The following is a 26,413-nucleotide window of genomic DNA, read 5'->3' on the forward strand; positions in this document are numbered from 1 at the left end:
ATTTATTTTTTATTACTATCCTCTTTCATCTTTTTAAATGCAACTGAAAGCATTAATTTTATTCTATTTACTTGATTTACAACTGATGCACCTGGATCATAATCTACAGCAACTATATTAGCATTTTTATATCTTTTTTTAAGTGCTTTCATCATACCTTTTCCTGTTACATGATTTGGTAAACAAGCAAATGGTTGCATACAAACTATGTTATCAGCACCACTTTTTATAAGTTCTATCATTTCAGCTGTTAAGAACCAACCTTCTCCAGTTTGATTTCCAAGTGAAAGTATTTGTGAAGCCATCTTACCTAAATCTCTTATATTTTTAGGTGCTTCAAATCTTTCACTTTTTTCTAGAGCTTCATTCATTGATTTTCTATAACTATTCATGTATTTCATTGCTAAATTGGATAGGTTCTTTGACATCTTACTAAATGCTAAATAATCAGCTTTAAATTCACTATCGTAAGCTGAATAAAAGAAGAAATCTAAAAGATCTGGAACAACAGCTTCTGCCCCTTCACTTTCTAAAAGACTTACTATATCATTATTAGCTGTTGGATGATATTTTACTAATATTTCACCAACTACACCAACTCTAGGTTTTTTAATATCTAATAATTCTAACTCATCAAATTCTTTTATTATATTTTTAACATTTTTATTAAATTCTCTCTTGCTTCCATTTCTGACATTTTCTTTAGCAATTTTTTCCCATTTTTTATGAAGTTCATTTGCTGAACCTTTAACTTTTTCATATGGTCTAGTTCTATATAAAACTCTCATAAAAAGATCTCCATAAATAAGCGCCATTAAAGCTCTTCTTATAAGTCTTATAGTTATTTTAAACCCTGGTTGCTTTTCAAGCCCAACTGCATTTAATGAAAGTATAGGTACATTATTAAATCCAGCATTTTTCATAGCTAACTTCAAAAATCCTATGTAATTTGTTGCCCTACATCCACCACCTGTTTGAGATATTATAACAGATGTATTATTTAAATCATATTTTCCTGATTTTAAAGCCTTTATTATTTGTCCAATTACAATTATTGATGGATAACATGCATCATTATTCACATATTTTAAACCTTCTTCAACTGCACCTGGATCTGTTGATGGTAATATTTCAAGGTTATATCCAGAAGCTCTAACTGCCTCTTGTAAAATATCAAAATGTATTGGAGACATTTGTGGGCATAATATTGTATGTTTTTTCTTCATTTCTTTAGTAAATGTAGGATTTTTATATTCTATATCCTCTGTTACTGGACTATAATTATTTCTATCTCTTTCTTCAATAGCAGCTTTTAGTGATCTAATTCTTATTTTTGCAGCTCCTAAATTATTTCCTTCATCTATTTTTAATACAGTATATATCTTACCTTTTTCTTGAAGAATTTCATTTACTTGATCTGTTGTTACAGCATCTAATCCACATCCAAAAGAATTAAGTTGAATCATTTCTAACACTCTTGAATCTCTAACATATGCTGCTGCTCTATATAGTCTTCCATGATAAGTCCATTGATCAACTACTCTTAAAGGAGCATTTAATTCACCTAAATCACAAATACTATCTTCTGTTAATACTGCCATCCCAAATGAAGTTATAACATCTGGTATTCCATGATTTATTTCTGGATCTATATGATAAGGTCTTCCTGTAAGAACTATACCTTTTTTATTATTTTTTTCAAGATATTCAATAACTTCTTTTCCCTTATTTTTTATATCAGCTCTATATTTATCTCTTTCTACATAAGCTTTTCTAACTGCATCTTTTGCTTCATTTAATGTTATTTTAAAGTCTTTAAACTCTTCAACTATTCTTTTAACCAATACTTTTTCATTATCTAATGAGAAAAATGGTGCAATATATTTTATATTTTTTTCTTCTAATATATCCATATTATTTTTAATTACTTCTGGATATGAAGTTACCATAGGACAATTATAATGGTTAGTTGAATCACTAAACTCTTTTTTCTCATATGGTATACATGGATAAAATATTGTATCCACTCCAGATTCTATTAAACTCATTATATGACCATGCACAAGCTTTGCTGGGTAACAAGCTGATTCTGATGGTATCGTATCTATACCTTTTTCATATAATTTTTTTGAAGAAACAGGTGATGCTATCACTCTAAATCCAAGCTCTGTAAATAAAGTAAACCATAAAGGATAATTTTCATACATATTTAAAACTCTTGGTATACCAATAGTTCCTCTTTTGGCTTCTTCTTTCTTTAATGGTTTATATCCAAACGTTCTTTTAAATTTATATTTATAAAGATTTGGTACTTCATCTTTTTTTATGTGAATTCCAAGTGGTCTTTCACACCTATTACCTGATATAAATTTTTCATCTGTAGAAAATGTATTTTCAGTTAACAAGCAATTATTTCCGCATAAACCGCATCTTCTAAATTCAGATGTCATTTTAAATCCTTTTATATCTTCTTTTTTAAGTAAGCTAGATTCTTCACCTTCTACATATCTTTCTTTTGATATAAGAGCTGCTCCAAAAGCACCCATAAGTCCTGCTATATCTGGTCTTATAACTTCTCTACCTGATATCTTCTCAAAGCTTCTTAAAACTGCATCATTATAAAAAGTTCCGCCTTGAACTATTATTTTTTCTCCCATTTCTTTTTCGTCTCTAATTTTTATAACTTTATATAATGCATTTTTTATTACTGAATATGAAAGCCCTGCTGATATATCACCAACACTTGCACCTTCTTTTTGTGATTGCTTAACTCTCGAATTCATAAATACAGTACATCTTGAACCAAGATCTACAGGAGAAGTTGAAAATAATGCTTCTTTTGCAAAATCTTTAACTTCCATACCTAAAGATTTTCCAAATGTCTCTATAAAGGAACCACATCCTGATGAACAAGCTTCATTAAGTAATATACTATCTATTACTCCGCCTTTTATTCTTAAACACTTCATGTCTTGTCCACCTATATCAAGTATAAAATCAACTCCAGGTAAAAAGTATTCAGCTGCTTTATAATGGGCTATTGTTTCTATTTCTCCAAGATCCATATGAAGTGCAGATTTTATTAAAGCCTCTCCATATCCTGTAACAGTACTTTTTGCAATCTTAACCCCTTCTGGTAATTTGTTATATAAATCATTCATTATTTCTACAATAGTTTTTAATGGATTACCCTCATTACTACCATAAAATGAATATATTATTTCTCTATCTTCATTTATTAATACAACCTTTGTAGTAGTCGAACCAGCATCTATACCTAAAAATACATTTCCTCTAGTATTTTCTAAATTTCCTCTTTTAGCTTTAGCTTTATCATGTCTTTCTTTAAACTTTTCAAACTCTTCTTTATTTTCAAATAATGCTGGTAATCTTTCTATATTATCATCTTTTGCATCACTAATATGTTTAGTTTTATCAACTAATTCTTTAAATGATATACATTCTTGTTCTTCTGATAAAAGTGCAGCTCCCATTGCTACAAATAACTGTGAGTTATCTGGAAATATAATTTCATCTTCTTTTAATTGTAATGTTTCTATAAACCTTTTTCTAAGCTCTGATAAGAAATAAAGTGGCCCGCCTAAAAATGCCACATTTCCCTTTATAGGCTTACCACACGCAAGTCCACCAATTGTTTGATTTACAACAGCTTGTAACACTGAAGCTGCGATATCTTCTTTTTTAGCACCTTCATTTATTAATGGCTGTACGTCTGTTTTAGCAAAAACACCACATCTTGATGCAATTGGATATATAATTGTATGTCCTTTTGCAAGTTCATTTAATCCTTGTGCATCTGTATTTAAAAGAGCTGCCATTTGATCTATAAATGCACCTGTTCCACCTGCACAAGTACCATTCATTCTTTGTTCTATCCCATCTCTTAAATATGTTATTTTTGCATCTTCTCCTCCAAGTTCAATTGCAACATCTGTTTCTTTTATAACTTTTTCTATAGTTTCTGTACAAGCTATAACTTCTTGCACAAAGTTTACTCCAAGCCACTCTGATAATGATAATCCTCCTGAACCTGTTATAGTTACAGTAATTTTTCTATCTCCAATTTTTTCATAACATTCTTTAATTAATTGTATAATTGTATTTTTTATATCTGAAAAATGTCTTCTATACTCTGAAAAGACTATTTCATTATTAGTATTTAAAACTACTATTTTTACAGTAGTTGATCCTACATCCAACCCCATTTTATAATTATTCATTAATTACACCTACTTATCCATTTTAAATAAAACACTTATATATGTATTATATATTAACTAATTGTCAAATCAATAATAATTATATTATCACATTATTATTTATCAAAAATTTAAGGTTAAGTTAAATCTTTATTAAAATTTCAGTATATATTTGGTAAGTTTCGTATATAATATTAAAACTATGTATATAATGTAAATGTTTAATACTTTTATTCATTCACTTTTAAAAAAATAAATTTTAATTTGTTAATTTTTTTTAAATTTAAGGAGGAATATATGAATTATTTTAGCGAAGCTAATAGATTATATAATACAAAAGATTATGAAAAAGCTATAGAATTTTATCAAAAAGCTGTTGAATATAATGAAAATGAAGCATGTTCTTACTATAATTCAGGTGTTTGCTTTATAAAGCTTAAAAACTACGATAATGCTATATCTATGTTAAAAAAAGCAATAACTTTACAAAGGGATAGTAAGTATTTTTTTAATCTTGGATACTGTTATGCAATGAAAAATGAAAATAATAAAGCCTTAATATATTTCAATGTATCTTGGTCTTTAGACAACAAAGATAAAGATTGTGAAAAGGCTATTGATTTAATATTATCTAAACATAAAAAAAGTTAGAATGAGATAAACACTCCTTCTAACTTTACCACTCTCCAGCAATGCTCTTACTTTTATGATCATTATTAAAATATTTATTATCAAAGTAATTTCCTGCTGAATAAAATGTTGGATCTACATTAATCCACTTTCCTTCATTACTTAAATATACTTGATTCCATGCATGATTTATGTATTCATGTCCATTATAAGCTTTACCAATTATCATTCTAACCCTTATATTATTAGCCCTACACATCGCTACAAAAAGACATGCATAATCAAAACATATTCCTTTCCTTTCATTAAAGGCAACTATAGCTCCACTACTATTTAAACTACTATTTTGAATATTTTCTGCCTTTTCAAAATCATACTTTATATTACTTCCAATCCATTTATAAAGCTCTTTGGCCTTTTCTCTATCTGTTTTTAAGCCTTTTGTTATTTTTATAGCCTTACTATCTATAAAATTGTTAGATTCTATCCCCTCATCTAAAGTTACACCATTATAATAAATTATTGTTTTTAATGAATTATCTTCAAATAATCCATTTTTTATTTTATCTACAGTTTTATTATCAATAGAAGATGCTATTTTACTATAAATATTTAGTTTATCAAAAAAATTTATTTCAAATTTTTTATCAACTAATCCATTATAAAAGATTATTCCTATTAAAATGCTTATAACTATTAAAAAACCTCTTAAAATACCAAGAAAGGAACTTAATGTTATAAGTAATGCTTTTTGAGAATTTGAATTTCCATTAAATTCAAAATTAAAAAACATTCTATCTATAAAATTTAATATAAAATATATAATACACTTTATAGTCCAAAATATTATTATAAATCCTATTAATCTAAATAACACTAACAAACTTTTCCCACTATAAATATTATATAAATTTATACTTACACAATCGTAAAAATAATTATAAAATTAAAATATTTTAAAAAACATTAAAATCCTTTATTAACTTCCTATTATAGAATTTTTCACATAAAAAAGACTTTTATTTAAAAATGAATCCTTTATACTTTTTAATGTAATCATAAAAATTATAGTAAAAATAACTAATTCAGGTAGAGTAAAATTCATATTATTCTCCCTTGTATTGTAAATAAATTTTAGACACAACATTTCGTGCTACTTCATATTCATATCCTCTTCCTAACATATATCTTATAAGCTTATTTTTTATTTTGAAATCATCCTCCTCTCTTTTACATATTGATAAATATTTTTTTTCGCATATTAAAAGTGCTCTCTCTTCTTCATCATTTCTATCTAACTCTTCTAATACTTCATCTACTAAATATTTATTAACACCTTTTTGTATTAATGCATATTTAATTTTATTTCTTCCTTGAGTTCTTATTCTATCTTTAACATACATCTTAGTAAACTTTAAATCATCAATAAAAGTGTACTCTTTTAAAAAATTTATTGTTTTTTCAACAGTTTCTTCATCGAATTCTTTATTTAAAAGTTTATCTCTAATCTCTTTCTCTGTTTTATAACTTCTTTCTATAGTTTTTAAAGCACTATCTTTACATTTAGATAAATTTTCAACCTTTGCAATTTCTATAAGTTTTTCTTTATTTACTTCTTCATTTACCTTAAGATTAAATCTATATACAAGTTCCATATATATTGCAAAAACAAATTCTTCATCTATATAAATATTTACTCTCTCTTTATTTCTTTTACACTGTTCTATTTTTGTTATCTTGCTCAAAATTTCACCTTATTTCTCTCTTCTTAAAATATGAATTGTTGGATTTTTAAGAACTTTTTTGGAAACCTCATAAATTTCATTCTTTTCTATATTATTGATTCTATCCATATCATCAACAAATTCTAGTAAATTTTCATTTTCAAGTTCTTGATGAAGTATATAATTACAAAGGTCTGCTGAATCTTCAAGTGTACTTATAACTGCTGTTTTATGAACCTTTTTCATAATATTTAAATCTCTATCTGTAAACTTTATTTTGTTATTTAATATTGAAGATATAACACTATCTATAGCTTCTTTTGCTTCTTCTACATCTTCATCACCTACTGAAGTATATATATATAATGATTTATAATCTTTATTTATATCTAAATGTGTAAATATATCATAAGCTAATCCTCTATTTTCTCTAACCTCTCTAAAAAGCAGTGAGTTAGCACTTTCTCCAAGTCTATGATTTAATATTCTAAGTGGAAGTTCATCATCTTTTTTAAGGTTATCAAAAGTATATAAGTATACTATTGTACTTTGTTCAATTTCATTTTTATAACTTGTAACTTCTTCATTTTTATTTTTTTCTGATATTACTTCTTTTTTTCTAGTTTCTTTCATTTTCCAATTAGAAAAGGATTCTTTTATTATATTTAATGCTTCATTATGTTCAAAAGAAGATACCATTACAATAACAGAATTATTAGGTCTATAATTTTCTTTATAATATTTATATAAATCTTCCCTATTAAATCTATTTACATTTTCTTCGAAACCTATAACATCAAATTTTAAATAACTTTTATCAAATGCTACTTCACTTGTTTTTTTAAAGCTTAAATCCTCTATATCATCTTTGCTAGTTCTTATTTCAGCAAGTATTACACTTCTTTCTTTTTCTATTTCATCTTCTGGAAAATTTGAATTTATAATCATATCACCAAGTAAAATAGTAGCATTTTTAATTTCATCTTCTAAGCAACTTATAGTGTATACTGTTGATGCATAATCAGTATATGCATTATATTCTCCTCCTAAATATTCTAATTCTTCATTTAATTCTTTATTTGATCTAGAGCTTGTACCTTTAAACAACATATGTTCTATAAAATGACTTATTCCTTTTTCATCCATTCTTTCATACATTGCCCCAATATTTACTCCAATATTTATTGATGCTATCTTTGTATCTTTTTTTACTGTTATTACTTTTAATCCGTTTTCTAATACTTTTTTATTTATATCGAAATTTAATTTAATCATATCCATCTCCTATTTGTAATTTAATTACAACCTTTAATATAATATGTTTTCATAAATAATACAACATAAACCTTGTGAAACCCTTCAAATATTTTTATATTTGTATATAATGTAATTAGGTTAAATAAAATGGAGGGTTAATATTATGAAAAAATCAATACTTATTGTAGAAGACGAAATAAGAATTAGATTTTTAATTAGAGATTATTTCATAAATGAAAATTTTAATGTATACGAAGCTGAAGATGGTGAAAAAGGTATTGAAGTATTTTCTAAAGAAAAAATTGATTTAATAATTTTAGATATAATGATGCCTAAAATGGATGGAATATCTTTTTTAAAGAAAATCCGTTCCGTATCATCAGTTCCTGTTATACTTCTTACAGCTAAAAGTGAAGAAGATGATAAGTTACAAGGTTATGAAGTTGGTGCTGATGATTATATGACAAAACCATTTAGCCCTAAAGTATTAGTTGCAAAAAGTAAGGCTTTATTAAAAAGAACTAGAACAGATATAGACTCTAGTTCACAAGATTTTAATGGACTTACTATAAATAAAATGTCTCATGAAGTTAAAGTAAATGAAACTGAAATATCACTATCTCCAAAAGAATATGAACTATTATTATATTTAATATCTAATGAAGGAATTGCACTTTCTAGAGACACAATTTTAGATAACGTATGGGGAATAGATTACTATGGAGATATACGTACTGTTGATACAAATATAAAAAGGCTTCGTGAAAAACTTTTAGATAAAGCAAATTATATAGTTACAGTTCGTGGTAGTGGATATAAGTTTGAGGTAAAGTAATGAAAGAAACTTTATCAAAAAAATTATTTATAATAACAGCTTCATTTTTAGTTTCTTTTATGGCTTTAAGTTTAATTTTTCAAACCTTTATATTTGAAGACTTTTATGAGCAAAAAAAAATCAAAGATTTAACTTACAAAATTGAAAACTTTTCTAAGGCAAATTCTTTTCAATTAAATAATTTGCCAGGCCTTTATAAAGCACTAAAAAACTTTGAAAATACAAACAATGCAAAAATCGCAATATTTTCAGTAGATGGAAGCTTAAGATATATATCTAATAATTTAGAAAATGATAAAGATGATATAAAAATACTTAGTGATTTTTGTTCTACTTTGATAAATAACAAAGATATTTTATTTAAACTTTTAGCAAGTAATAAACCAATATCAACTATATTTTCAACTGATAATAGTCAAATTAAAAACATAGGCGTTGCCTCATCAATGTCTTTAAATTATAAGCATGACTCTATAGTGCTTGCTGTATCATCAATTCAACCAATAATAGAAGCTGGAAATGTTATAAGTGAATTTTATATTTATGTATTTATAGGAATAATGTTTATTGCTTTAATTATTTCATTAATTTTTGCAAAATTAGTTACTAATCCATTAAAAAAGATTAATCATGTAGCTACAAAATTATCTAATATGGATTTTTCTGAAAAGTGTACTAATATAAGTGATGACGAAATTGGTAATTTAGGAAAAACACTAAATTTCTTATCTGAAAATTTACAAAAATCATTAAATGATTTAAAAATGCAAAATAAAAAACTTGAAAAAGATATTGAAAAAGAAAGACAATTAGATATTATGAGAAAAGACTTTGTTGCTAATGTAAGCCATGAATTAAAAACGCCTATAGGTATAATAGAAGGATATGCAGAAGGTATTAAAGATGGTATTGTTACTGGTGATGATTTAAAACTTTATCTTGAAACAATAATAGATGAATCTAAAAAAATGGGAAAATTAGTTGCTAATATGCTAGAGCTTTCAAAACTTGAATCAGGAGTTATAAAATCTAATTTTGAAATATTTAATATAAACAGACTTATTAATAAAGTTGTAAAAACACTTAAACATGAATGTATAGAAAATGGACTTTCTATAGAATTCAATCCTAAAACTGATTATTCATATGTTAAAGCTGATATTTTTCAAATGGAACAAGTTTTAACTAATATTATTACCAACGCTATAAAATATACAAGTGAAAATAATTCAATATATGTATCTATAGAGGACTTTGATGAAAATAACTTTAAAATTTCTGTATTAAATACAGGTTCATCAATACCAGAAGGAGAAAATATAAATTTATTTGATAAATTTTTTAGAGTAGATAAATCAAGAAATAGAAAAGATAATAGTACTGGACTTGGTCTTGCTATAGTAAAAAATATATTAGATCTTCATAATTCAAAATATAGTATTAAAAATGTTAAACTTGGAGTTTTGTTTGAATTTACACTAAAAAAAGCTGAACAAAGTGAAATGGAGGAATGATGTTTAAATCATTCCTCCATCTATTCTAATTACTTGTCCTGTTATATATGATGAATCTTCAGAGCATAAAAATAAAACACACTTTGCAACTTCATTTCCTTCTCCAAATCTTCCCATTGGTATTTCATTTTCTAGTTCTTCCTTATCTTCATTAGTTAAAAAAGCATTCATACTTGTATTTATAACTCCTGGAGCTATAGCATTTACTCTTATATTAGATGGCGCCATTTCTTTTGCTAAAGCCCTAGTAAATAAATTAATTCCACCTTTTGATGTAGAATATATAACTTCACAAGAAGCCCCTACATCTCCCCACATAGATGAAATATTTATTATACTTCCCCCATTATTAAGCATATACTTAAGTCCATGCTTTGATATATACATAGCTCCTAAAAGATTAGTTCTAATAAGATTATCTATGTCCTCTTTAGTTGAATCCATAAATAACCCTATATTGCTTCTTCCCGCATTATTTACTATAATATCTAATCTTCCAAAAGTCTTAACTGTTTCATCAACTAATTTTTTTGAATCTTCGTAATCTCCAACATCAGCCTTAATTTTTATTGCGAAATTACCATTACTTTTTATTATATTTAATGTGTCACAAGCTCCATCTTCATCTTTTGAATAATTTATAACAACACTTGCTCCACTTTTTGCAAGTTCTATTGCAATATCTCTCCCAATACCTCTTGAAGCTCCTGTTACTATTGCAACCTTTCCCAATAATTTCATTTAATTTACTCCTTATTACATTCTTTTAATACTCTTATTATGTTCTTATAAAATACCTTTTCTATTTCATCATCAGTAAACCTTTCTTTTTTAAGAGCATAATAAAGCTTGTTCATTTCACTAGTATCTTTAATCTCTACTTCATTTTCTATTCCATCAAAATCACTTCCTAAAGATAATACATCTATTCCTCCAACATTTTTTATATGTGTTGCATGTTTTACTAAGTCATCTATCTTTGTTATCTTGCTTTCTCCTACAAAATCACTACAGAAATTTAGTCCCATAACTCCACCTTTTTCTGATAATTTTTTAATCATATCATCAGTTAAATTTCTAGGATGATTTTTAATTTCTCTTGCATTAGAGTGAGTTGCTATAAATGGCTTTTTACAAATTCTTAAAAGATCATAAAATCCACCATCTGACAAATGTGATGCATCTGGAATTATATTATACTTTTCCATTTCCTTTACTATTTCTATTCCTTTATCTTTAAGACCTTTATCTTTAAATTTAAAATTGTAGTTTGGATATCCAATAGTGTTTTCATAATTCCAAGTTAATGTTATTATTTTGATTCCGAGATCTGAAACTTTAGACACATTATTTATATCCCCTTCTAAAACTTCTCCCTCTTCTATTGATAGAATTGCACCTATCTTTGAATCATTTTCTATAGAATCTAATCTTTTTATATCTTTTATTACTTCTATTTTATCCTTGTTTTTATTTATTTCTTTCATAAAATTATTATACATTTTATGAAATTCCTCAAAAGGACTTCTTTTTATTTCTTCTAAATCTATAAAAAACGCAAATATTTGTGAAAGTGCCTCACCTTTTTTTAATTTATCTAATGTTACTTTACATATACTATCTTTAAGTTCTAGATTTTCATTTAACATTCTATATGCAGTATCGCAATGTAAATCTATATATTTCATAAGCTATTCCCCCAATCACAGATAAACTTTATTACTAATAATTATATTATAACTTTTAGTTATTAACAAAATTTAAATAACTATCTAACCTTTCAGGTCCTTCTAGAAAACTTCTTTTTATATAAAGATTGTTATCTTTCCCAATATCTATATTCCATTTAACTAAAGCTATAAGCCCTTTATTTATTTCTATTGATGTTATACTATGTGGAAGTACACAAGAACCATCATTAAAATAAGTTCCTTCTCCAACCTTAGGAAATCTCACTCTATGAGTATGTCCACATATAAGTATTATTTTATTTTCACTTGCCCAATCATTTAGGTCTTTATCTATTTTATTTCCTTTTTTATAACTGCTTGCTGGGCTATTAGGAGCTTTGAAACCAAAAAATCCTTCCATAACTCTCCAAAAATATCTTACTAAAAATCTACTAAAAAAAGCTAATTCATTATTCATAATATCAAGTTGATGTCCATGAACTACTAATCCTTTTTTATTATAAGGCTTAAAATTTATTACTAATCCTTCATAAAACTTAGTTTTGGATATAAGATTAATAAAATCTTCTCCAAAATTCCCTCCAATTTTTTGAAATTTTTTTCTTTGCTGTTCTTTAAAATCTTTTTTACTTTTAATTTTATCATGATTTCCATATATCATATAAAGTCTATTATCACTGTTAAATCTATTATATATGCTAAACACATCTTTATAATTATATGCTATATCTTTGCAATCTTTATTTTTCCAAAGCTCATCTCCATCTCCAATTTCAATTAATGTATATCCTTCTTTATAATAATAATTTATAGCCGCTAAATATATATTTTTATTTCCTACTAGAGAATCTGATGTTCCAGCATCCCCTCTATGAACATCACTAATAAAAACTATTTTAGAATTTATACTAATATCTAAAGTTTCGCATTTTTTTAATATTCTTTTTAAGTCCCTCTTTCCCATAATACATCCTACTTAAATTATTTTATAATATATTATATTATCAGTGTTTCCTAAAAAATTAAGCGAGTAGAAAAATCTACTCGCTTAATTTTTATTAAATATACATTCTATGTTTAGAGCTTAATTTCTTAACTCTATTAATTAATTCTTCATCACCATAAACTTTTTTATTTATAGCATCATTTATAATTGATGCTATTTCTTTCATATCTTCTTCTTTATATCCTCTTGTAGTTACAGCAGCAGTTCCTATTCTAACTCCTGATGTTACAAAAGGACTTCTTGTTTCATTCGGAACTGTATTTTTATTTAAAGTTACTCCTATTGAATCTAAAAGTTTTTCAGCATCTTTACCTGTTAAATCTTTATTAGTTAAATCAACTAATATTAAATGATTATCTGTTCCTCCTGATACTAATTTGAAACCATACTTAACAAGTTCTTCTGCTAATACATTACAATTTTTAACTACTTGCTCTATATACTCTTTAAAACTAGGTTCTAAAGCTTCTTTAAAGCATACAGCTTTTGCTGCTATTATATGCATTAAAGGTCCACCTTGCATTCCTGGGAATATATTTTTATCTAATTCTTTAGCATATTTTTCTTTACAAAGTATAAGACCTCCCCTTGGTCCTCTTAAAGTTTTATGCGTAGTTGATGTAACAAAATCAGCATAAGGTACAGGTGACATATGTAGTCCTGCTGCAACAAGCCCTGCTATATGTGCCATATCAACCATAAAATATGCCCCAACTTCATCACAAATCTCTCTAAACTTTTTAAAATCTATTTCTCTTGAATAAGCACTAGCTCCAGCAACTATAAGTTTTGGTTTATTCTCTAATGCTATTTGTCTTACATTTTCATAATCAATTACTTCTGTTTCTTTATCTACTCCATATGATATAAAGTTAAATAATCTTCCTGAAAAATTTACAGGTGAACCATGAGTTAAATGCCCTCCATGACTTAGATCCATTCCTAAAACAGTATCTCCTGGCTTAAGTACTGAAAAATACACAGCCATATTAGCTTGTGAGCCTGAATGAGGTTGAACATTAGCATGCTCTGCATTAAATAATTTTTTAGCCCTATCTCTTGCTATATCTTCTACTTTATCAACTATATGACAGCCTCCATAATATCTTTTGTCTGGATAACCCTCGGCATATTTGTTAGTAAGATATGATCCCATAGCTTCCATTACTGCTTCACTTGTAAAATTTTCTGATGCAATAAGTTCTATTCCTTCTTCCTGTCTTTCAACTTCTTCCATTATTAATTCATAAATATCATTATCTTCTTCTTTAATTTTTTCAAAGTTCATTATAACACCCCAATTTTATTTATTTTTATTAGATTATACGGTTCTTCTTTAATTTTTTCAACATATTTTTAATAAATTTATAAGTATATATAATAAATATCATATTTTATTAATTATATATACAATATTTATTTTATATATTTATGCTATAATTTATTTATAAATTTACACAAGGAGTGATTATATTGAACGTAAATAAATTGCTTCATCTATCTACATATGCAGGTATTGTTATGCTTCAAAGTGGTGCTGAAATATATAGAGTTGAAGAAACTATTTGTAGAATTTGTCAATCCTATGAAATTGATGAAGCTAATAGCTTTGTTACTCCTACTGGAATAATGGTGTCTATTTGCTATAAAAATCAAACTTACTCTATAGTAAAAAGAGTAACTATACGAGGAGTAGATTTACATAAAATCGAAAGAATAAATGACTTATCAAGAAGAATTGCAAGTACTAAACCTCCTCTTGATAAAATTGAAGCTGAATTAAAAGATATAGATAATACTGAAAGATATTCTTTATTATCAACTTTATTTTTTTCTGGTATAGCAGCAGGATTTTTTTCAATACTTTTTGGTGGAAACTTAAAAGACTTAATTGCATCTTTTTTTATAGGTGCATTTATTAAATATCTTTCAATGATATTCACTAAAATGTCAATTAACGACTTTTTTATAAATACTATTTGTGCTGCAGCTTCTGCCGCTTTTGCAATATTATTTTTACACTTAGGATTTATAGATAATATTGATGAAACTATAATAGGTGCAATAATGATACTAGTTCCAGGACTTGCTATTACAAATGCAATAAGAGATACAATAGCTGGAGATTATTTAGGTGGAATTATAAAAGCTAGTGAAGCTTTTTTAGTTGCTATTGCAATTGCTGTTGGTACAGGTGGCGTAATAAGTTTCTGGCTTAAGATATTAGGAGGTATATAATAATATGACTATATTTATTCAAACACTTTGTTCTTTTATTGCTACTATTGGTTTTGCTGTAATATTTAATATTCATGGTAAAAATCTAATTTTTGCTGGTATAGGCGGTGGAATAAGTTGGTTTGTTTATAGTTTATGCTTAAAAATTCACTTTTCTCAAACCACATCTTTTTTTATATCTGCTGTTATTTTTAGTATTTATTCTGAAATACTAGCTAGAAAATTAAAAACTCCTGTTACAACATTAGTAGTTTGTGCATTAATCCCTTTAGTTCCTGGATCTGGAATGTATTATACAATGTATGAAGCTGTAACTGGAAATATCATTCATTCAATAGAATTAGGATTAAATACTTTATCAAGTGCAGGAGCTTTAGCTCTTGGAGTTATATTTGTCTCTACAATTACTAGACAGTATTATTTAGTTAAAAATAAAAGATATAAAAAAAAGATTGAGAAAATTTAATTCTCAATCTTTCACTTTTTATTTTAATATTAATAAAATTACTCACTATATAAAACAAATATATACTTTACTATTAGCTTTTTATAATTTCATTTATTAATTATGAATAATTTCCTTCAAATTTATTATTCATAATTACAATATAATATTGTTTTTATAACTTTTTTACTTCTTCTTTATTTTATATATTTGAAATTATTATTTCATCTAGAATACCTTTAGTACTTTCAATAGCTTATTTAATAAAATTTGTATTATCTTTAAATATAATACAACCACTTATAAAGATATCTTTCATAATAATTCTTTTTATAATATAAAATCCTTCATATTATTTATATTATCTTTTTTACCTTTAATTATCTTATAATTATAAAATTCTAATTTTATATATTCAAATAAATATTTTTGTATTAATTAAATATTTATTTGATAACTATTAATTTATTTATAAATTAAAAAACTAGCCTTTAAATTTAAAGGCTAGTTTTTAATTAATTAATTTCAACTTTATTTTTATGATAATTATATATATAAAAAGGAACGCCTATAAGCATTAATATAAATCCCCACATTACAGTTTCTGCACCTGAACCATATATTGTCCAAATTGAATATATAAATGCTAATAATGGAACTATAGCTTTTTTTATGAAAATTCCAAAATTAAATTCTTTTGTTCCTTTAAACATAAGCATTATTTCTGCTGCTGCTGTTAAAAGATATATTGGTAAAAATGAAAGTGTTGCAAGTATTGTTATAAATGTAAATGCTGATACCATACTCTTTTGATAATTCATTATTAAAAGTATATTTACTAAAATTGATCCAACTATTAAAGCATTTGCTGGAGTTCCATACTTAGGATGAAGTTTTCCAAAAAATTTAGGAAAAACTCCGTCTTCTCCTGCCGCAAAAGCTACACGTGCTGTTGATAAAAGCCACCCAATGGTTGTACCTAAAATACATATTACAACTGCAATAGTAATTGGCTTACCAATTGAACTACCTAATATTCTAGTTAATATATCAGTTAAAGGTGCTTGACTATTTGCAAGTTCTGAATTTGGCATAGCACCCATACTAGCTACACTTATTAACATATATATAACAGATGCTATAATCATTCCATAAATTGTACTCTTTCTTACATTTTTCTCTGGATTTTTAATTTCCCCAGCTGTAACAGTTGCACTTTCAAGACCTACAAAAGCCCAAAGCGTTGATGTTGCTGCAAGTGATATTGTAGAAAGTCCCTTTCCTTGAGGAAGTAATGGCATTATATTTACAGTATCAAAATTAATTAATGCTACTATTATGAATATAGCAAAAAATGCAATCTTAAACACTGTAGCTACCGTTTGAATCTTTCCTGCTTTTTTTACTCCAATTATATTTATAATTGTAAAGAACCAAAGTATGGCACTTGTATAAATTATAGAGATAAGTGGATCTCTTAAAGCTGGTATAACTGCTGCACTATAACTTGAAAGTGCTACTATTATTGCTGCATTTCCTATCCATGAACCATTCCAATATAACCATGCACTTAAAAATCCTGCAAATTCTCCAAAAGCAATCTTAGTGTATTGATATGCCCCTCCAGTTGAAGGATATTTAGATCCTAAGTTAGCAAATGACATTGCAATAAGTATTGATCCTGCAGATGTTAATATCCATGCAATTATTGTTGCAAGTGGTCCTGAAAGCTGTGCAAGTGTTGCTGGAAGCATAAACACACCTGATCCTATCATATTACCACACACAAGCATAGTTGCCATGAAAAGACTAATTTCCTTTTTTAAATTTCTCTCTTCCATTTAGTCCTCCTTAAAGTATATCTTTATAAAGGTAAAATAAAAGCTCAGAGAAGTATTCTAATCTCTGAGCCCGAATAACTAAAATTCAAAACACAAAGATAGCTCTCCACAAAACTTGTGACAGTTTTACATATATTTTATGTAAACCCAACATACAATTTTAAAGCTTCCATTGTACATTTCGGCAATAATACCTTTCCTTAAAAATCATCGTGCTTACCTCATTAAAAGTACTGATTATTATTGCAACCTCTATCTTACCTATTTTTTAGTGACTATGTAATTGTAGACAAAATTTTTAATAATGTCAATTTATTTTATATTATTTTTTATATTCATATAAGTGCTTTTTTTTATATTTATACTATTTATATCAATATTATTGGGATTAGTAGTTAATTTATAATCTTTTATCCAATAGTTTCCGTCAACATATGTACCTTCTTCAACTAATTCGCTTGGATTTTCATCATATACTTCTTCAATATTATTATCAGGTGTTAATATAACCAAACGTCTACATGCTTCCTCAGCATCATCAAATATATTATAAAATGCATTATAATTATTAAAAGATCTTACTGATGTAACTACTTTTATATTCAATCCTAATTCTTTTGCAACATCTGTTAATTTAATTGTATCTTTCATATTAAACTCTCCTTTTATTATAATTAAAATAGTTCTTTAACTTTCTTAGCTATTCTTTCTCCAAATATCATAGGTGTTTCTTTGTCTTCATCATTAACACCATTTACACTAACATAACCTAAATGTATAAAAGGTTTACCATGTGCTGACCCTCCAGAATATAAAAGCATTCCTTTTACAATTAAATGATTCATTAATGTTAAAATAGCAGTATCTGCTCCTCCCCATATGTAATCAGCTGTAGCATACATAGCTCCTATCTTACCTTCTAAATTAACATTACGTGAATTATCTAACCAATTCTTAATATTAGAAGTAGTGTTAGCTAAATATGTTGGTGTACCAAATATTACCGCCTTACTTTCATTTAAAAAATTTATATCAATGTTATTAATATTCATACATTTTACTTCAATTTCACTTACTCTCTCAGCACCTAGCTTTATTGTTTCTCCAATTCTTTTAGTATGCCCACTTTTTGAATCATATAATATAGAAATTTTCATAAATTTACCCTCCAACCTTTATCTTTTGTTTTATATAAAATAGGTGTAAGCATTAATCTTACACCTATTTTTAAATTAAAAATTTTTTAATTAAATTTCTTCTATCTCATCAATAGATTCAATTTCTTCTAAATTTTCTTCTTTTTCTTTTGAAGCAATAAATGAGCTTAAATCATTATATGTACTTTTAGCAAATTCTAAAAATAACTCTTCATCAATTTCTTTAAATTCTCTGCTGTTAACTACAACTAAATCTCTCATTAAAAGATTTACATCTATTCTACCAACAACTTTAGCAAGATTTGCTGAAGTTATAGCATTTAATATTCCTTCACATTCGTTTCTATTATTTATGATTGCGTTGTTTGATTTTGGTAAGCTTTCTTTATAATCTAGTGTAACACACTCATAAAATTCACCGTACTCATCATATACCTCTAAAGCTATATTATTAGTATCTAAATATCTTTCCATTACACAAGTTAAATTTAAACCATCCCAGTGTATTTTTTTATTAAATACTTTTATAGTTTCCATCATTTCTACCTTCTTCCAAATATACTTTTATTAAGTGCATATAAATACTATAATATGTCTAACTGTAAAAGAAGTTAGCTTATTCACTTAAAATAAATTACTTATATATTATACATTAAAATATATGTTTTTTGAAATATTTGCTGAAATTCTTAAATAAATATATTAATTTTGCTCATTATAAACTATTTTATCTAATATATCTTTTCTATCTTCACCTAAAAAATTAGCTAATTTTGATGGCATATGTCCATCCTTATAAACAGCATTTTTATTTGCATCTACTATTCTTAGTACTTTTTGTGCTAATTTTTCATAAGTAATAAGGTCTTCTAAATATTGGTCTATTAAGTCTTTTAAACAAGTTGCTAATTCCTTAGGATTTCTATAAACTGCTCTCATAATTTACTCCTTTGTACTAATAAATTTCTTAAATATATAATACCATATTTTATTATTATTTCAATCTTACATTTAAACTACTTTATCTTTATTAAATTATTAGGATTTAAAATATCCATTTCATAAAGATTACCATCTACTGTAACATAAAAAAATCCTAATGATGATGTATGCATATCCATTATAACCCTTGGATTAAAGCCATAAGCTTTTTTTCCATTTAATTCAATATCATCAATACTATCAATAATTATTTCTTCTTGAATATTATTGTTTAATTTCACATATTCATAAACTATATTTTTAGCTTCATCTTTTGATATTTCACTTTGAAATTTGTTAAAAGTCTCTTTACTACAACCAAAAATACTTAAAGTAATTATTAAAAAACTAATTATTAAAAGGTTTATTTTTCTCATAGTTGCTCCTTAAATATTAATTACTTATAACTATGAGTATTTTTTTATTTAAATACTATTTATAATTATTTTAAAAATTAAATTTATTTAAACCTATTTTTATATAATTATAAATTTAATAATTATATTATAAAAAGAGAGCAATTTAAACTTTAAAATTACTCTCTTTAAATATTAATAAATTTATATTTCTAAAATATATTTAATTGATTTCCTTTAAAAGTTCTACTAAGAATTTATACATTCTTTCAGCTGATGATATACTTAAATGTTCTGTTGGAGTATGAGCATTAAATATATATGGTCCAAAACTTATCATATCAGTATCTTTCATAGTTTCTTTAAATAATCCACACTCAAGACCTGCATGAATTGCTGAAATTTCAGCTTCTTTATGGAACATATCTTTATATACCTTCTCACAAAGCTTTCTTATATTTGAGTTTGGATCATATTCCCACTCAGGATATTCACTAACCTTTTCTATTGAAGCACCTGCTCTTTCAGCTATTACTGATAATTTATTAAATACTTCATATTTTAAACTTTTAATTGAACTTCTTATAGAAGTGATTATAGAAATATTATTTTTAAAAGTCTCTATAACTGCAACATTTAAACTAGTTTGAACTAATCCTTTTATATCTTCACTCATATTTTGAACTCCATTTGGACACATAACTAAGAAATCTATTAAGTTAGAAGTTGTGCTTAAATTAAATTGTTTATCTACACCTTCATTATAATCATAAACTTCAACATTTAATCCTTTATCTGCTATTCTATATTCAACCTTAAAATCTTTTGCAATATTTTCTACTATTGCTTTTACTTTGTTAATATCATCTGAATTATTTAAAGTAAGTAGAACCTCACATTTACGTGGTATAGCATTATGTTTTGTTCCACCATTTATACTTACTAAATTAAATGGTACTTCTTTTCTTAATTCAAATAATATTCTTCCTATTAGCTTATTGGCATTAGCTCTTTGTTTTATTATTTCTAATCCTGAATGACCACCAAGTAAACCATTTACTTCTAATTTAATACACCTTCCATAAGCTTCTTCTAATTCACCTTCAAATATAACTTTAGTATTTATTCCGCCAGCACAAGCTGTTAAAAATATTCCTTCTTCTTCTGAATCAATATTTAATAATATCTTTCCTTTTAAAAGACTAGTATCTAATGCCATAGCACCATCCATACCAACTTCTTCTGATGTAGTAAATACTGCTTCTATTTCAGGATGATTAATATCATCTGAATCTAATATAGCAAGTGTATATGCAACTGCTATTCCATCATCTGCACCTAGTGTAGTATCATTTGCATATAAAAAATCACCTTCTACTTTTAATTCTAAAGAGTCTTTATCAAAATCATGCTTACTATTAGCTCCTTTTTCACAAACCATATCCATATGTCCTTGTATTATTACAGGTGTCTTATTTTCATAACCTTTAGTTGCAGGTTTTTTTATAATTACATTTAATGCATTATCTTGTATTACCTCAAGGCTTCTTTCTTTTGCAAAATTAACTAAGTAATCACTTATTTGTTTTTCTTTATATGAACCATGAGGAATTTTAGTTATTTCTTCAAAAAACTTAAATACTTTTTTTGGCTCTAAATTTTTACATACTGACATAATAATCGCTCCTTCTTAATGTCAAATTTTATTAAATTTATTTTACTTATAAAAAAATTGTAATTATTTTTAAATTAATAATCAATATATTATTATAAATTTGATAAAATTTATATTTTAATAATAGTTTTTTTATAAAATAAAGAGCACTATAATAATAGTACTCCTTATTTTCTAGTTAATTATTATTTATTATACTTTCTATCTTACTTACATCTATATTTTCTTCTAAAATACTAGATATTCTATCATATTCTTTATTTTTATATTCTCTATAAGATTCTTCTTCATTTAAATTGAAATCTTTTATATTATTCTTATTGCAAATAACCTTAATAAGATTTTCATTAAATTCATCAGAATCAAATATACCATGAAGATATGTTCCTATTACAGTACCACTTTTATTTATGGAACCAACTATTCTATTATTTTCTCCATATATAAATGGAATTACATTTTCATTATATTCATTAAATCCATTATGAATTTCATATCCATTTACATTCAAATCTTTAAAGTATTCATTAATTGGATTATCAATATTTATTTTTCCTTCTGTTTGAATCGTAGTTTTCTCTCTGCTAAATTTAGTCTTAAAATTTAATAAATTAAAACCTTCTTCTCTCTTAGAGCTTCCTTCTATTTGCATATCATCTAAAATTGCCTCTCCTAGCATTTGATATCCACCACATACTCCAAATAAAATAGTTCCTTGTTTATTTAAATCTTTTAGCCTATTAAAAAATCCTTTTTCTTTAATAAACTTTAAATCTTCTATACTATTTTTACTTCCTGGAATAATTATCATATGAGGATTATTTAAATCTAAAACATTATCTACATATCTTAAATTAACATAATTAATCCTTTCTAAATTATTAAAATCAGTAAAATTAGACATGTGTGGAAGCTTCAAAACTGCAATATCTATTTTATAATTATCTCTATAATTATTAGTAGTTCTATATGTTACACCATCTTCATCTTCAATATTTAACTTAGTATATGGCATAACTCCAAGTACAGGTATATTTATTATTTTTTCTAAATCTTTCATTGCTCCTTTAAAAAGATCTACCCTACCTCTAAATTTATTTATAATTACACCTTTAACTCTTTTTCTATCTTCTTCATCTAAAAGCATAAGAGTTCCAACTACAGAGGCAAAAACTCCTCCTCTATCAATATCTGCAACTAATATAACAGGTACATCTGCCATTCTTGCCATTTCCATATTAGCTATATCTGTATCTTTTAAATTTATCTCTGCACAACTACCTGAACCTTCAAGAACCATTAAATCATAATTATTTTTTATGTTATTATATGTATTTAATACTTCTTTTTTTAATTCTTTATTTATTTCTTTGTATTTATAAGCATCCATTATAAATTTAACTTTTCCATTTACTATAACTTGAGTTTTTCCTCCATTTGGCTTTAAAAGTAATGGATTCATAAAGCTTTCTGGTTCAATATTACATGCTTCAGCTTGCACAACTTGAGCTCTTCCCATTTCATCTCCTGATTTTGTAACAAATGAATTTAAAGATATATTCATAGCCTTGAAAGGGCAAACCTTTAAACTTTTATTTGTAAAATATCTGCATACAGCTGTTGCTAAAGTACTCTTTCCTACCGATGAAGCCGTTCCAAGAAACATTATCCCTTTAGTTTTCATTTTATCATTCCTTTATTTAAATATATTTATAAGTGAATTATCTAATGCTTTATTTTTTATTTTATTAGATGATAAGATAAAATAACATGTTTCACCTTTCTTATGTTTACCAGTTATAGAATCAGTTATATGATCTCCAGTTATAATTATAGAATAATCTTTATAATTTTCTTTAATATGATTTGCAAAAGGAAAAATAAATTCATTAAAGCATTTATTTATAAAGTTAGCTTTTCCTTTTAAATCATAAATGTGAGCTAATTCATCACAACCATTTATATGAATAAATAAAAAATCTTTATCTTTTATTTCTTCTTTTGATTTAATTAATTTTTCATCTAAAGAAGTATCAAAGTTTCCAGTAGCTTTTTTTAAGTTAACTGCCTTTAAACCTAATGCTAACCCCATACCTTTTATTAAATCTATTCCTGCTACAACAGACCCACTTAAAAAATATTTTTTGTATAAAGTTTCTATATTAGCCCTTTTAGATAATCCCCATGGAAATAACATAAGACCATCATAGCCTTTTATTTTAAAATATTTCTTTGATAATTCCATCATTAAAGTTATTTTATAAAATATATCATTTTTAATATTACTTTTTGGTAATATAGCATTTATTTTCTCTCCAACATTTTCATGTGGTTTAAAAAAATTTATTTGTTTAATATTTTCATACTTTTCTTTTATAAATAGTAAATTTCTATAATGACTACAATTCACAAGCTTAAAGTAATCTTTAAACTCACCTTTTATCATTATATCTTCTATAAAATTATTTATTAACTTTTCTTCACACTCTTTATCTAATCCACCAGTAAAATCATGTAATTTATTTTTATGTACTTTAATTAAATTGCATCTAAGAACAGATTCATTATCATCTATATTATATCCTTTTGATAACGCCTCAAAATATGCTCTTTCATATATTTTTTCTTTATTAAGTTTGTATCCTAATATATTAAAAATACAACTTAAGCTATCAACATCGTATCCATCTATTGAATTGTCTATATATCCTTTTTTAGTAAATGATGAAAATCCTATTAATTTATCAAAGTTCTTATTTATTTCTTCTTTAATAATAGTATTTTCTTCATAGTATCCATCTAAAACAATCAGTATTTTTTTACTTTTCATTTAAGACCCTATTTAATACTTTTAATATTTTATCATTTTCTTCTCTTGTTCTAACTGCAATTCTATAAAAACTATTATCTAATCCATTATAATTACTGCAACTTCTAATTATTATTCCATGTTTTAATAATTCTTTTTTTAAATCAATATCTTTATCTATACTAAAAAATATAAAATTTACAGAAGGTTCAAAAATATTTATACTTTTTATTTTACTTAAATTATTACATAAATACTCTTTTTCTTTTTGTACGTAATCTATAGTTTCTTCTATGTATTCTTTATCTCTTAACCCACTTATAGTGGCTTCTGAAGCTAAACTATTAACATTCCAAGCCATAGTTACAGAATCTACATTTTTTAATAACTCTTTATTTTTTGTAATTCCAAAACCCATTCTAAGTCCTGGTATTGCATAAAATTTAGTTACTGATTTTATTATTATTAAATTAGTATAATTATTTAGTAATTCCTTTACTGAATACTTATAGCTATCTTTAACAAAATCCATAAATGACTCATCTACAACAACATATATATTATTTTGACTTGCTTTTTTTATTATTTTTTCTAAATGTATTTTTGATGTTAAAACACCTGTTGGATTATTTGGATTACATATAAATAAAAGATCTATATCATTATTTAATTTATTTAATATTTCATCATCTATTTTAAATTTATTTTCCTTTTTTAAAAAATAATATTCTATATTAGATTTTATACTTTTTATTGCTTCTTCATATTCTGAGAAACTTGGTGCTAAAAGAAGTGTATTTTTAGGATTTATAGCTCTTACTACATTAAATATACACTCAGCAGCTCCATTACCTAAAAATAAATTTTCCATATTTATATTTTCATAATTACTTATTTCCTTTTTAAGATTATAATAAGTTATATCTGGATAATTAACTATTATATCTATACTTTTTAATATAGATTCTTTAACACTGTTACTTAATCCTAAAGGGTTTATGTTAGCTGAAAAATCTATAATATTTTCTCTATCTATACATAGTTCTCTACAAACTTCATCTATATTCCCACCATGAGTAAATTTTTTCATAAAATCACCTCAATAAACTTGTTTATAATACAAGCTAATATGATACCTAAAAAAGAACTTAAATATAATATTTTATTTACTAAATAAACTTTATTTAAAGTTATTTTTTCTATATCATCACCTATTCTAGGCTTTTGAACTATTTTACCAAAATAATAATTATCTCCTCCAAGCATTATATTTAAAGCTCCAGCTACTGCCGCTTCTGGATGAGCACTATTAGGACTTGTATGATTATTTTTATCTCTTTTATATATGTATAAAGCTTTTTTATAATCTAATCTAAGTACAAATGATGATATTATAATTAAATAAGCTGTAATTCTTGCTGGTATATAATTAAATACATCATCAAGTTTTGCTGGAAAATATCCAAAATCTTTATATTTTTCATTTTTATATCCAAACATAGAATCCATTGTATTTACAGCCTTATATACAAAAATTAAAGGTGCACCACCAATTCCTGCAAAAATTATAGGTGCGATAACTCCATCAGACATATTTTCTGCCACTGTCTCAATAACAGCTCTTATTATTGAAGTTTCATCTAAATTTTCAGTATCTCTTCCAACTATATAAGATAATCTATGTCTTGCTCCATTTAAGTCATCTTTTTTTAAATATTCTATTACTTTTAATCCTTCATCTTTAAGAGATTTTGTTGCTATACAAAAATATATAGCTAAGGCTTCATAAATAAAAGCTAAATATACATTTATATTTCCTAATAATTTTATTATTATAAAATTAATAAAGAAAGTTATTAATATAACAAATATCCAAGTTATAAGTCCAGCTAACTTTAAACTATTTTTAAATATTTTTCTAAATAAATTTTCACTAAACTTTGCCAAAGCTCCTATAAATCTAATTGGATGATATGGATTTTGTGGATCCCCTATTATTAGGTCTAATATATATCCAAGTATTATTTTAAACAT

The 26,413-nt window shown here is 25.3% G+C and carries 25 protein-coding genes and 1 riboswitch; of the genes, 5 read left to right on the forward strand and 20 right to left on the reverse strand.

Annotated elements, in window-relative coordinates; genetic code table 11:
* Window positions 1-2: 2 nt before the first annotated feature.
* Entirely contained in the window at window positions 3-4,241 is a 4,239-nt protein-coding gene (locus Q4E08_RS01745; RefSeq protein WP_303127517.1) for a 2-hydroxyacyl-CoA dehydratase, read from the reverse strand.
* A 276-nt stretch (window positions 4,242-4,517) separates the two neighbouring features.
* Here Q4E08_RS01745 and Q4E08_RS01750 point away from each other — a divergent pair, with 276 nt between their 5' ends.
* A complete protein-coding gene (locus Q4E08_RS01750; RefSeq protein WP_303127520.1) occupies window positions 4,518-4,871 on the forward strand; it encodes a tetratricopeptide repeat protein in 354 nt (117 codons plus the stop codon).
* Between the two features lie 25 nt (window positions 4,872-4,896).
* On the opposite strand, the gene Q4E08_RS01755 is transcribed toward Q4E08_RS01750, so the two are convergent.
* From Q4E08_RS01755 to Q4E08_RS01770, 4 genes are all read right to left on the reverse strand, one after another.
* The gene (locus Q4E08_RS01755; RefSeq protein ID WP_303127522.1) at window positions 4,897-5,643 is read right to left on the reverse strand and encodes a transglutaminase family protein; all 747 of its coding nucleotides are present in this window, start codon (window positions 5,641-5,643) and stop codon (window positions 4,897-4,899) included.
* A 186-nt stretch (window positions 5,644-5,829) separates the two neighbouring features.
* A complete protein-coding gene (locus Q4E08_RS01760) occupies window positions 5,830-5,955 on the reverse strand; it encodes a hypothetical protein (RefSeq protein WP_303127524.1) in 126 nt (41 codons plus the stop codon).
* Between the two features lies 1 nt (window position 5,956).
* A complete protein-coding gene (gene recX / locus Q4E08_RS01765; protein WP_303127527.1) occupies window positions 5,957-6,595 on the reverse strand; it encodes a recombination regulator RecX in 639 nt (212 codons plus the stop codon).
* A gap of 9 nt (window positions 6,596-6,604) precedes the next feature.
* Window positions 6,605-7,849, reverse strand: a complete 1,245-nt coding sequence (locus Q4E08_RS01770) for a pitrilysin family protein (RefSeq protein ID WP_303127528.1) — start codon at window positions 7,847-7,849, stop codon at window positions 6,605-6,607.
* 145 nt (window positions 7,850-7,994) lie between these two features.
* Between Q4E08_RS01770 and Q4E08_RS01775 the strand changes: the two genes are divergently transcribed.
* Both Q4E08_RS01775 and Q4E08_RS01780 read left to right on the forward strand, forming a co-directional pair.
* Entirely contained in the window at window positions 7,995-8,666 is a 672-nt protein-coding gene (locus tag Q4E08_RS01775) for a response regulator transcription factor (protein ID WP_303127530.1), read from the forward strand.
* The gene (locus tag Q4E08_RS01780) at window positions 8,666-10,180 is read left to right on the forward strand and encodes a cell wall metabolism sensor histidine kinase WalK (protein WP_303127532.1); all 1,515 of its coding nucleotides are present in this window, start codon (window positions 8,666-8,668) and stop codon (window positions 10,178-10,180) included. The genes Q4E08_RS01775 and Q4E08_RS01780 overlap by 1 nt, the downstream gene beginning before the upstream one ends.
* A gap of 3 nt (window positions 10,181-10,183) precedes the next feature.
* On the opposite strand, the gene Q4E08_RS01785 is transcribed toward Q4E08_RS01780, so the two are convergent.
* The 4 genes from Q4E08_RS01785 to glyA all read right to left on the reverse strand — a co-directional run bounded on the left by Q4E08_RS01785 (window position 10,184) and on the right by glyA (window position 14,165).
* Window positions 10,184-10,921 (reverse strand): SDR family oxidoreductase, encoded by a 738-nt coding sequence (locus Q4E08_RS01785; RefSeq protein WP_303127534.1) that lies wholly within the window; start codon window positions 10,919-10,921, stop codon window positions 10,184-10,186.
* 5 nt (window positions 10,922-10,926) lie between these two features.
* A complete protein-coding gene (locus Q4E08_RS01790) occupies window positions 10,927-11,868 on the reverse strand; it encodes a dipeptidase (RefSeq protein WP_303127536.1) in 942 nt (313 codons plus the stop codon).
* A gap of 55 nt (window positions 11,869-11,923) precedes the next feature.
* Window positions 11,924-12,835, reverse strand: coding sequence for a metallophosphoesterase (locus tag Q4E08_RS01795; RefSeq protein ID WP_303127538.1), 912 nt, complete (start codon window positions 12,833-12,835; stop codon window positions 11,924-11,926).
* A 94-nt stretch (window positions 12,836-12,929) separates the two neighbouring features.
* Entirely contained in the window at window positions 12,930-14,165 is a 1,236-nt protein-coding gene (glyA, locus tag Q4E08_RS01800; protein WP_303127541.1) for a serine hydroxymethyltransferase, read from the reverse strand.
* A gap of 185 nt (window positions 14,166-14,350) precedes the next feature.
* Between glyA and Q4E08_RS01805 the strand changes: the two genes are divergently transcribed.
* Together Q4E08_RS01805 and Q4E08_RS01810 are read left to right on the forward strand one after the other, a co-directional pair.
* Window positions 14,351-15,115 carry a threonine/serine exporter ThrE family protein gene (locus Q4E08_RS01805; RefSeq protein ID WP_303127543.1) on the forward strand — a complete coding sequence of 255 codons (765 nt, stop codon included), beginning with the start codon at window positions 14,351-14,353 and terminating at the stop codon, window positions 15,113-15,115.
* Between the two features lie 4 nt (window positions 15,116-15,119).
* Entirely contained in the window at window positions 15,120-15,581 is a 462-nt protein-coding gene (locus Q4E08_RS01810) for a threonine/serine exporter family protein (protein ID WP_303127545.1), read from the forward strand.
* Window positions 15,582-16,075: 494 nt separating this feature from the next.
* Here the strand turns inward: Q4E08_RS01810 and Q4E08_RS01815 are convergent, their stop codons facing one another.
* From Q4E08_RS01815 to cbiB, 11 genes are all read right to left on the reverse strand, one after another.
* A complete protein-coding gene (locus Q4E08_RS01815) occupies window positions 16,076-17,401 on the reverse strand; it encodes an APC family permease (protein WP_303127547.1) in 1,326 nt (441 codons plus the stop codon).
* Between the two features lie 91 nt (window positions 17,402-17,492).
* Window positions 17,493-17,664, reverse strand: a riboswitch (Lysine riboswitch).
* A gap of 49 nt (window positions 17,665-17,713) precedes the next feature.
* The gene (locus tag Q4E08_RS01820) at window positions 17,714-18,052 is read right to left on the reverse strand and encodes a hypothetical protein (protein WP_303127549.1); all 339 of its coding nucleotides are present in this window, start codon (window positions 18,050-18,052) and stop codon (window positions 17,714-17,716) included.
* Between the two features lie 23 nt (window positions 18,053-18,075).
* Window positions 18,076-18,558, reverse strand: a complete 483-nt coding sequence (locus Q4E08_RS01825; protein WP_303127552.1) for a flavodoxin family protein — start codon at window positions 18,556-18,558, stop codon at window positions 18,076-18,078.
* A 90-nt stretch (window positions 18,559-18,648) separates the two neighbouring features.
* Complete coding sequence (locus Q4E08_RS01830) at window positions 18,649-19,098, reverse strand: hypothetical protein (RefSeq protein WP_303127554.1); 450 nt, start codon at window positions 19,096-19,098, stop codon at window positions 18,649-18,651.
* A gap of 162 nt (window positions 19,099-19,260) precedes the next feature.
* Window positions 19,261-19,497, reverse strand: coding sequence for a TIGR04540 family protein (locus tag Q4E08_RS01835; RefSeq protein ID WP_303127557.1), 237 nt, complete (start codon window positions 19,495-19,497; stop codon window positions 19,261-19,263).
* A 77-nt stretch (window positions 19,498-19,574) separates the two neighbouring features.
* A complete protein-coding gene (locus tag Q4E08_RS01840; RefSeq protein ID WP_303127560.1) occupies window positions 19,575-19,916 on the reverse strand; it encodes a hypothetical protein in 342 nt (113 codons plus the stop codon).
* Between the two features lie 202 nt (window positions 19,917-20,118).
* Window positions 20,119-21,570: an aminoacyl-histidine dipeptidase gene (locus Q4E08_RS01845; RefSeq protein WP_303127562.1), complete on the reverse strand. Its 1,452-nt coding sequence runs from the start codon at window positions 21,568-21,570 to the stop codon at window positions 20,119-20,121.
* A 178-nt stretch (window positions 21,571-21,748) separates the two neighbouring features.
* The gene (locus Q4E08_RS01850) at window positions 21,749-23,254 is read right to left on the reverse strand and encodes a cobyric acid synthase (RefSeq protein WP_303127563.1); all 1,506 of its coding nucleotides are present in this window, start codon (window positions 23,252-23,254) and stop codon (window positions 21,749-21,751) included.
* A gap of 12 nt (window positions 23,255-23,266) precedes the next feature.
* Entirely contained in the window at window positions 23,267-24,400 is a 1,134-nt protein-coding gene (locus Q4E08_RS01855; RefSeq protein WP_303127565.1) for a hypothetical protein, read from the reverse strand.
* Window positions 24,390-25,469, reverse strand: coding sequence for a threonine-phosphate decarboxylase CobD (gene cobD, locus Q4E08_RS01860; protein WP_303127567.1), 1,080 nt, complete (start codon window positions 25,467-25,469; stop codon window positions 24,390-24,392). Before cobD ends, Q4E08_RS01855 begins: the two co-directional genes overlap by 11 nt.
* Window positions 25,466-26,413, reverse strand: a complete 948-nt coding sequence (gene cbiB, locus Q4E08_RS01865) for an adenosylcobinamide-phosphate synthase CbiB (RefSeq protein ID WP_303127569.1) — start codon at window positions 26,411-26,413, stop codon at window positions 25,466-25,468. Before cbiB ends, cobD begins: the two co-directional genes overlap by 4 nt.

It is taken from the genome of Clostridium sp. (assembly GCF_030532265.1).
Taxonomy (GTDB): domain Bacteria; phylum Bacillota; class Clostridia; order Clostridiales; family Clostridiaceae; genus Clostridium.

Coding starts and splice junctions, on each gene's coding strand:
- Q4E08_RS01835 (WP_303127557.1), bottom strand. CDS start 19,497: ATGAGAGCAGTTTATAGAAATCCTAAGGAATTAGCAACTTGTTTAAAA.
- Q4E08_RS01745 (WP_303127517.1), bottom strand. CDS start 4,241: ATGAATAATTATAAAATGGGGTTGGATGTAGGATCAACTACTGTAAAA.
- Q4E08_RS01840 (WP_303127560.1), bottom strand. CDS start 19,916: ATGAGAAAAATAAACCTTTTAATAATTAGTTTTTTAATAATTACTTTA.
- cobD (WP_303127567.1), bottom strand. CDS start 25,469: ATGAAAAAATTTACTCATGGTGGGAATATAGATGAAGTTTGTAGAGAA.
- Q4E08_RS01830 (WP_303127554.1), bottom strand. CDS start 19,098: ATGATGGAAACTATAAAAGTATTTAATAAAAAAATACACTGGGATGGT.
- Q4E08_RS01815 (WP_303127547.1), bottom strand. CDS start 17,401: ATGGAAGAGAGAAATTTAAAAAAGGAAATTAGTCTTTTCATGGCAACT.
- glyA (WP_303127541.1), bottom strand. CDS start 14,165: ATGAACTTTGAAAAAATTAAAGAAGAAGATAATGATATTTATGAATTA.
- Q4E08_RS01845 (WP_303127562.1), bottom strand. CDS start 21,570: ATGTCAGTATGTAAAAATTTAGAGCCAAAAAAAGTATTTAAGTTTTTT.
- Q4E08_RS01810 (WP_303127545.1), top strand. CDS start 15,120: ATGACTATATTTATTCAAACACTTTGTTCTTTTATTGCTACTATTGGT.
- Q4E08_RS01795 (WP_303127538.1), bottom strand. CDS start 12,835: ATGGGAAAGAGGGACTTAAAAAGAATATTAAAAAAATGCGAAACTTTA.
- Q4E08_RS01790 (WP_303127536.1), bottom strand. CDS start 11,868: ATGAAATATATAGATTTACATTGCGATACTGCATATAGAATGTTAAAT.
- Q4E08_RS01770 (WP_303127528.1), bottom strand. CDS start 7,849: ATGATTAAATTAAATTTCGATATAAATAAAAAAGTATTAGAAAACGGA.
- Q4E08_RS01850 (WP_303127563.1), bottom strand. CDS start 23,254: ATGAAAACTAAAGGGATAATGTTTCTTGGAACGGCTTCATCGGTAGGA.
- Q4E08_RS01755 (WP_303127522.1), bottom strand. CDS start 5,643: ATGTTTTTTAATTTTGAATTTAATGGAAATTCAAATTCTCAAAAAGCA.
- Q4E08_RS01785 (WP_303127534.1), bottom strand. CDS start 10,921: ATGAAATTATTGGGAAAGGTTGCAATAGTAACAGGAGCTTCAAGAGGT.
- Q4E08_RS01820 (WP_303127549.1), bottom strand. CDS start 18,052: ATGAAAGATACAATTAAATTAACAGATGTTGCAAAAGAATTAGGATTG.
- Q4E08_RS01825 (WP_303127552.1), bottom strand. CDS start 18,558: ATGAAAATTTCTATATTATATGATTCAAAAAGTGGGCATACTAAAAGA.
- Q4E08_RS01750 (WP_303127520.1), top strand. CDS start 4,518: ATGAATTATTTTAGCGAAGCTAATAGATTATATAATACAAAAGATTAT.
- Q4E08_RS01760 (WP_303127524.1), bottom strand. CDS start 5,955: ATGAATTTTACTCTACCTGAATTAGTTATTTTTACTATAATTTTTATG.
- cbiB (WP_303127569.1), bottom strand. CDS start 26,413: ATGTTTAAAATAATACTTGGATATATATTAGACCTAATAATAGGGGAT.
- Q4E08_RS01780 (WP_303127532.1), top strand. CDS start 8,666: ATGAAAGAAACTTTATCAAAAAAATTATTTATAATAACAGCTTCATTT.
- Q4E08_RS01775 (WP_303127530.1), top strand. CDS start 7,995: ATGAAAAAATCAATACTTATTGTAGAAGACGAAATAAGAATTAGATTT.
- Q4E08_RS01855 (WP_303127565.1), bottom strand. CDS start 24,400: ATGAAAAGTAAAAAAATACTGATTGTTTTAGATGGATACTATGAAGAA.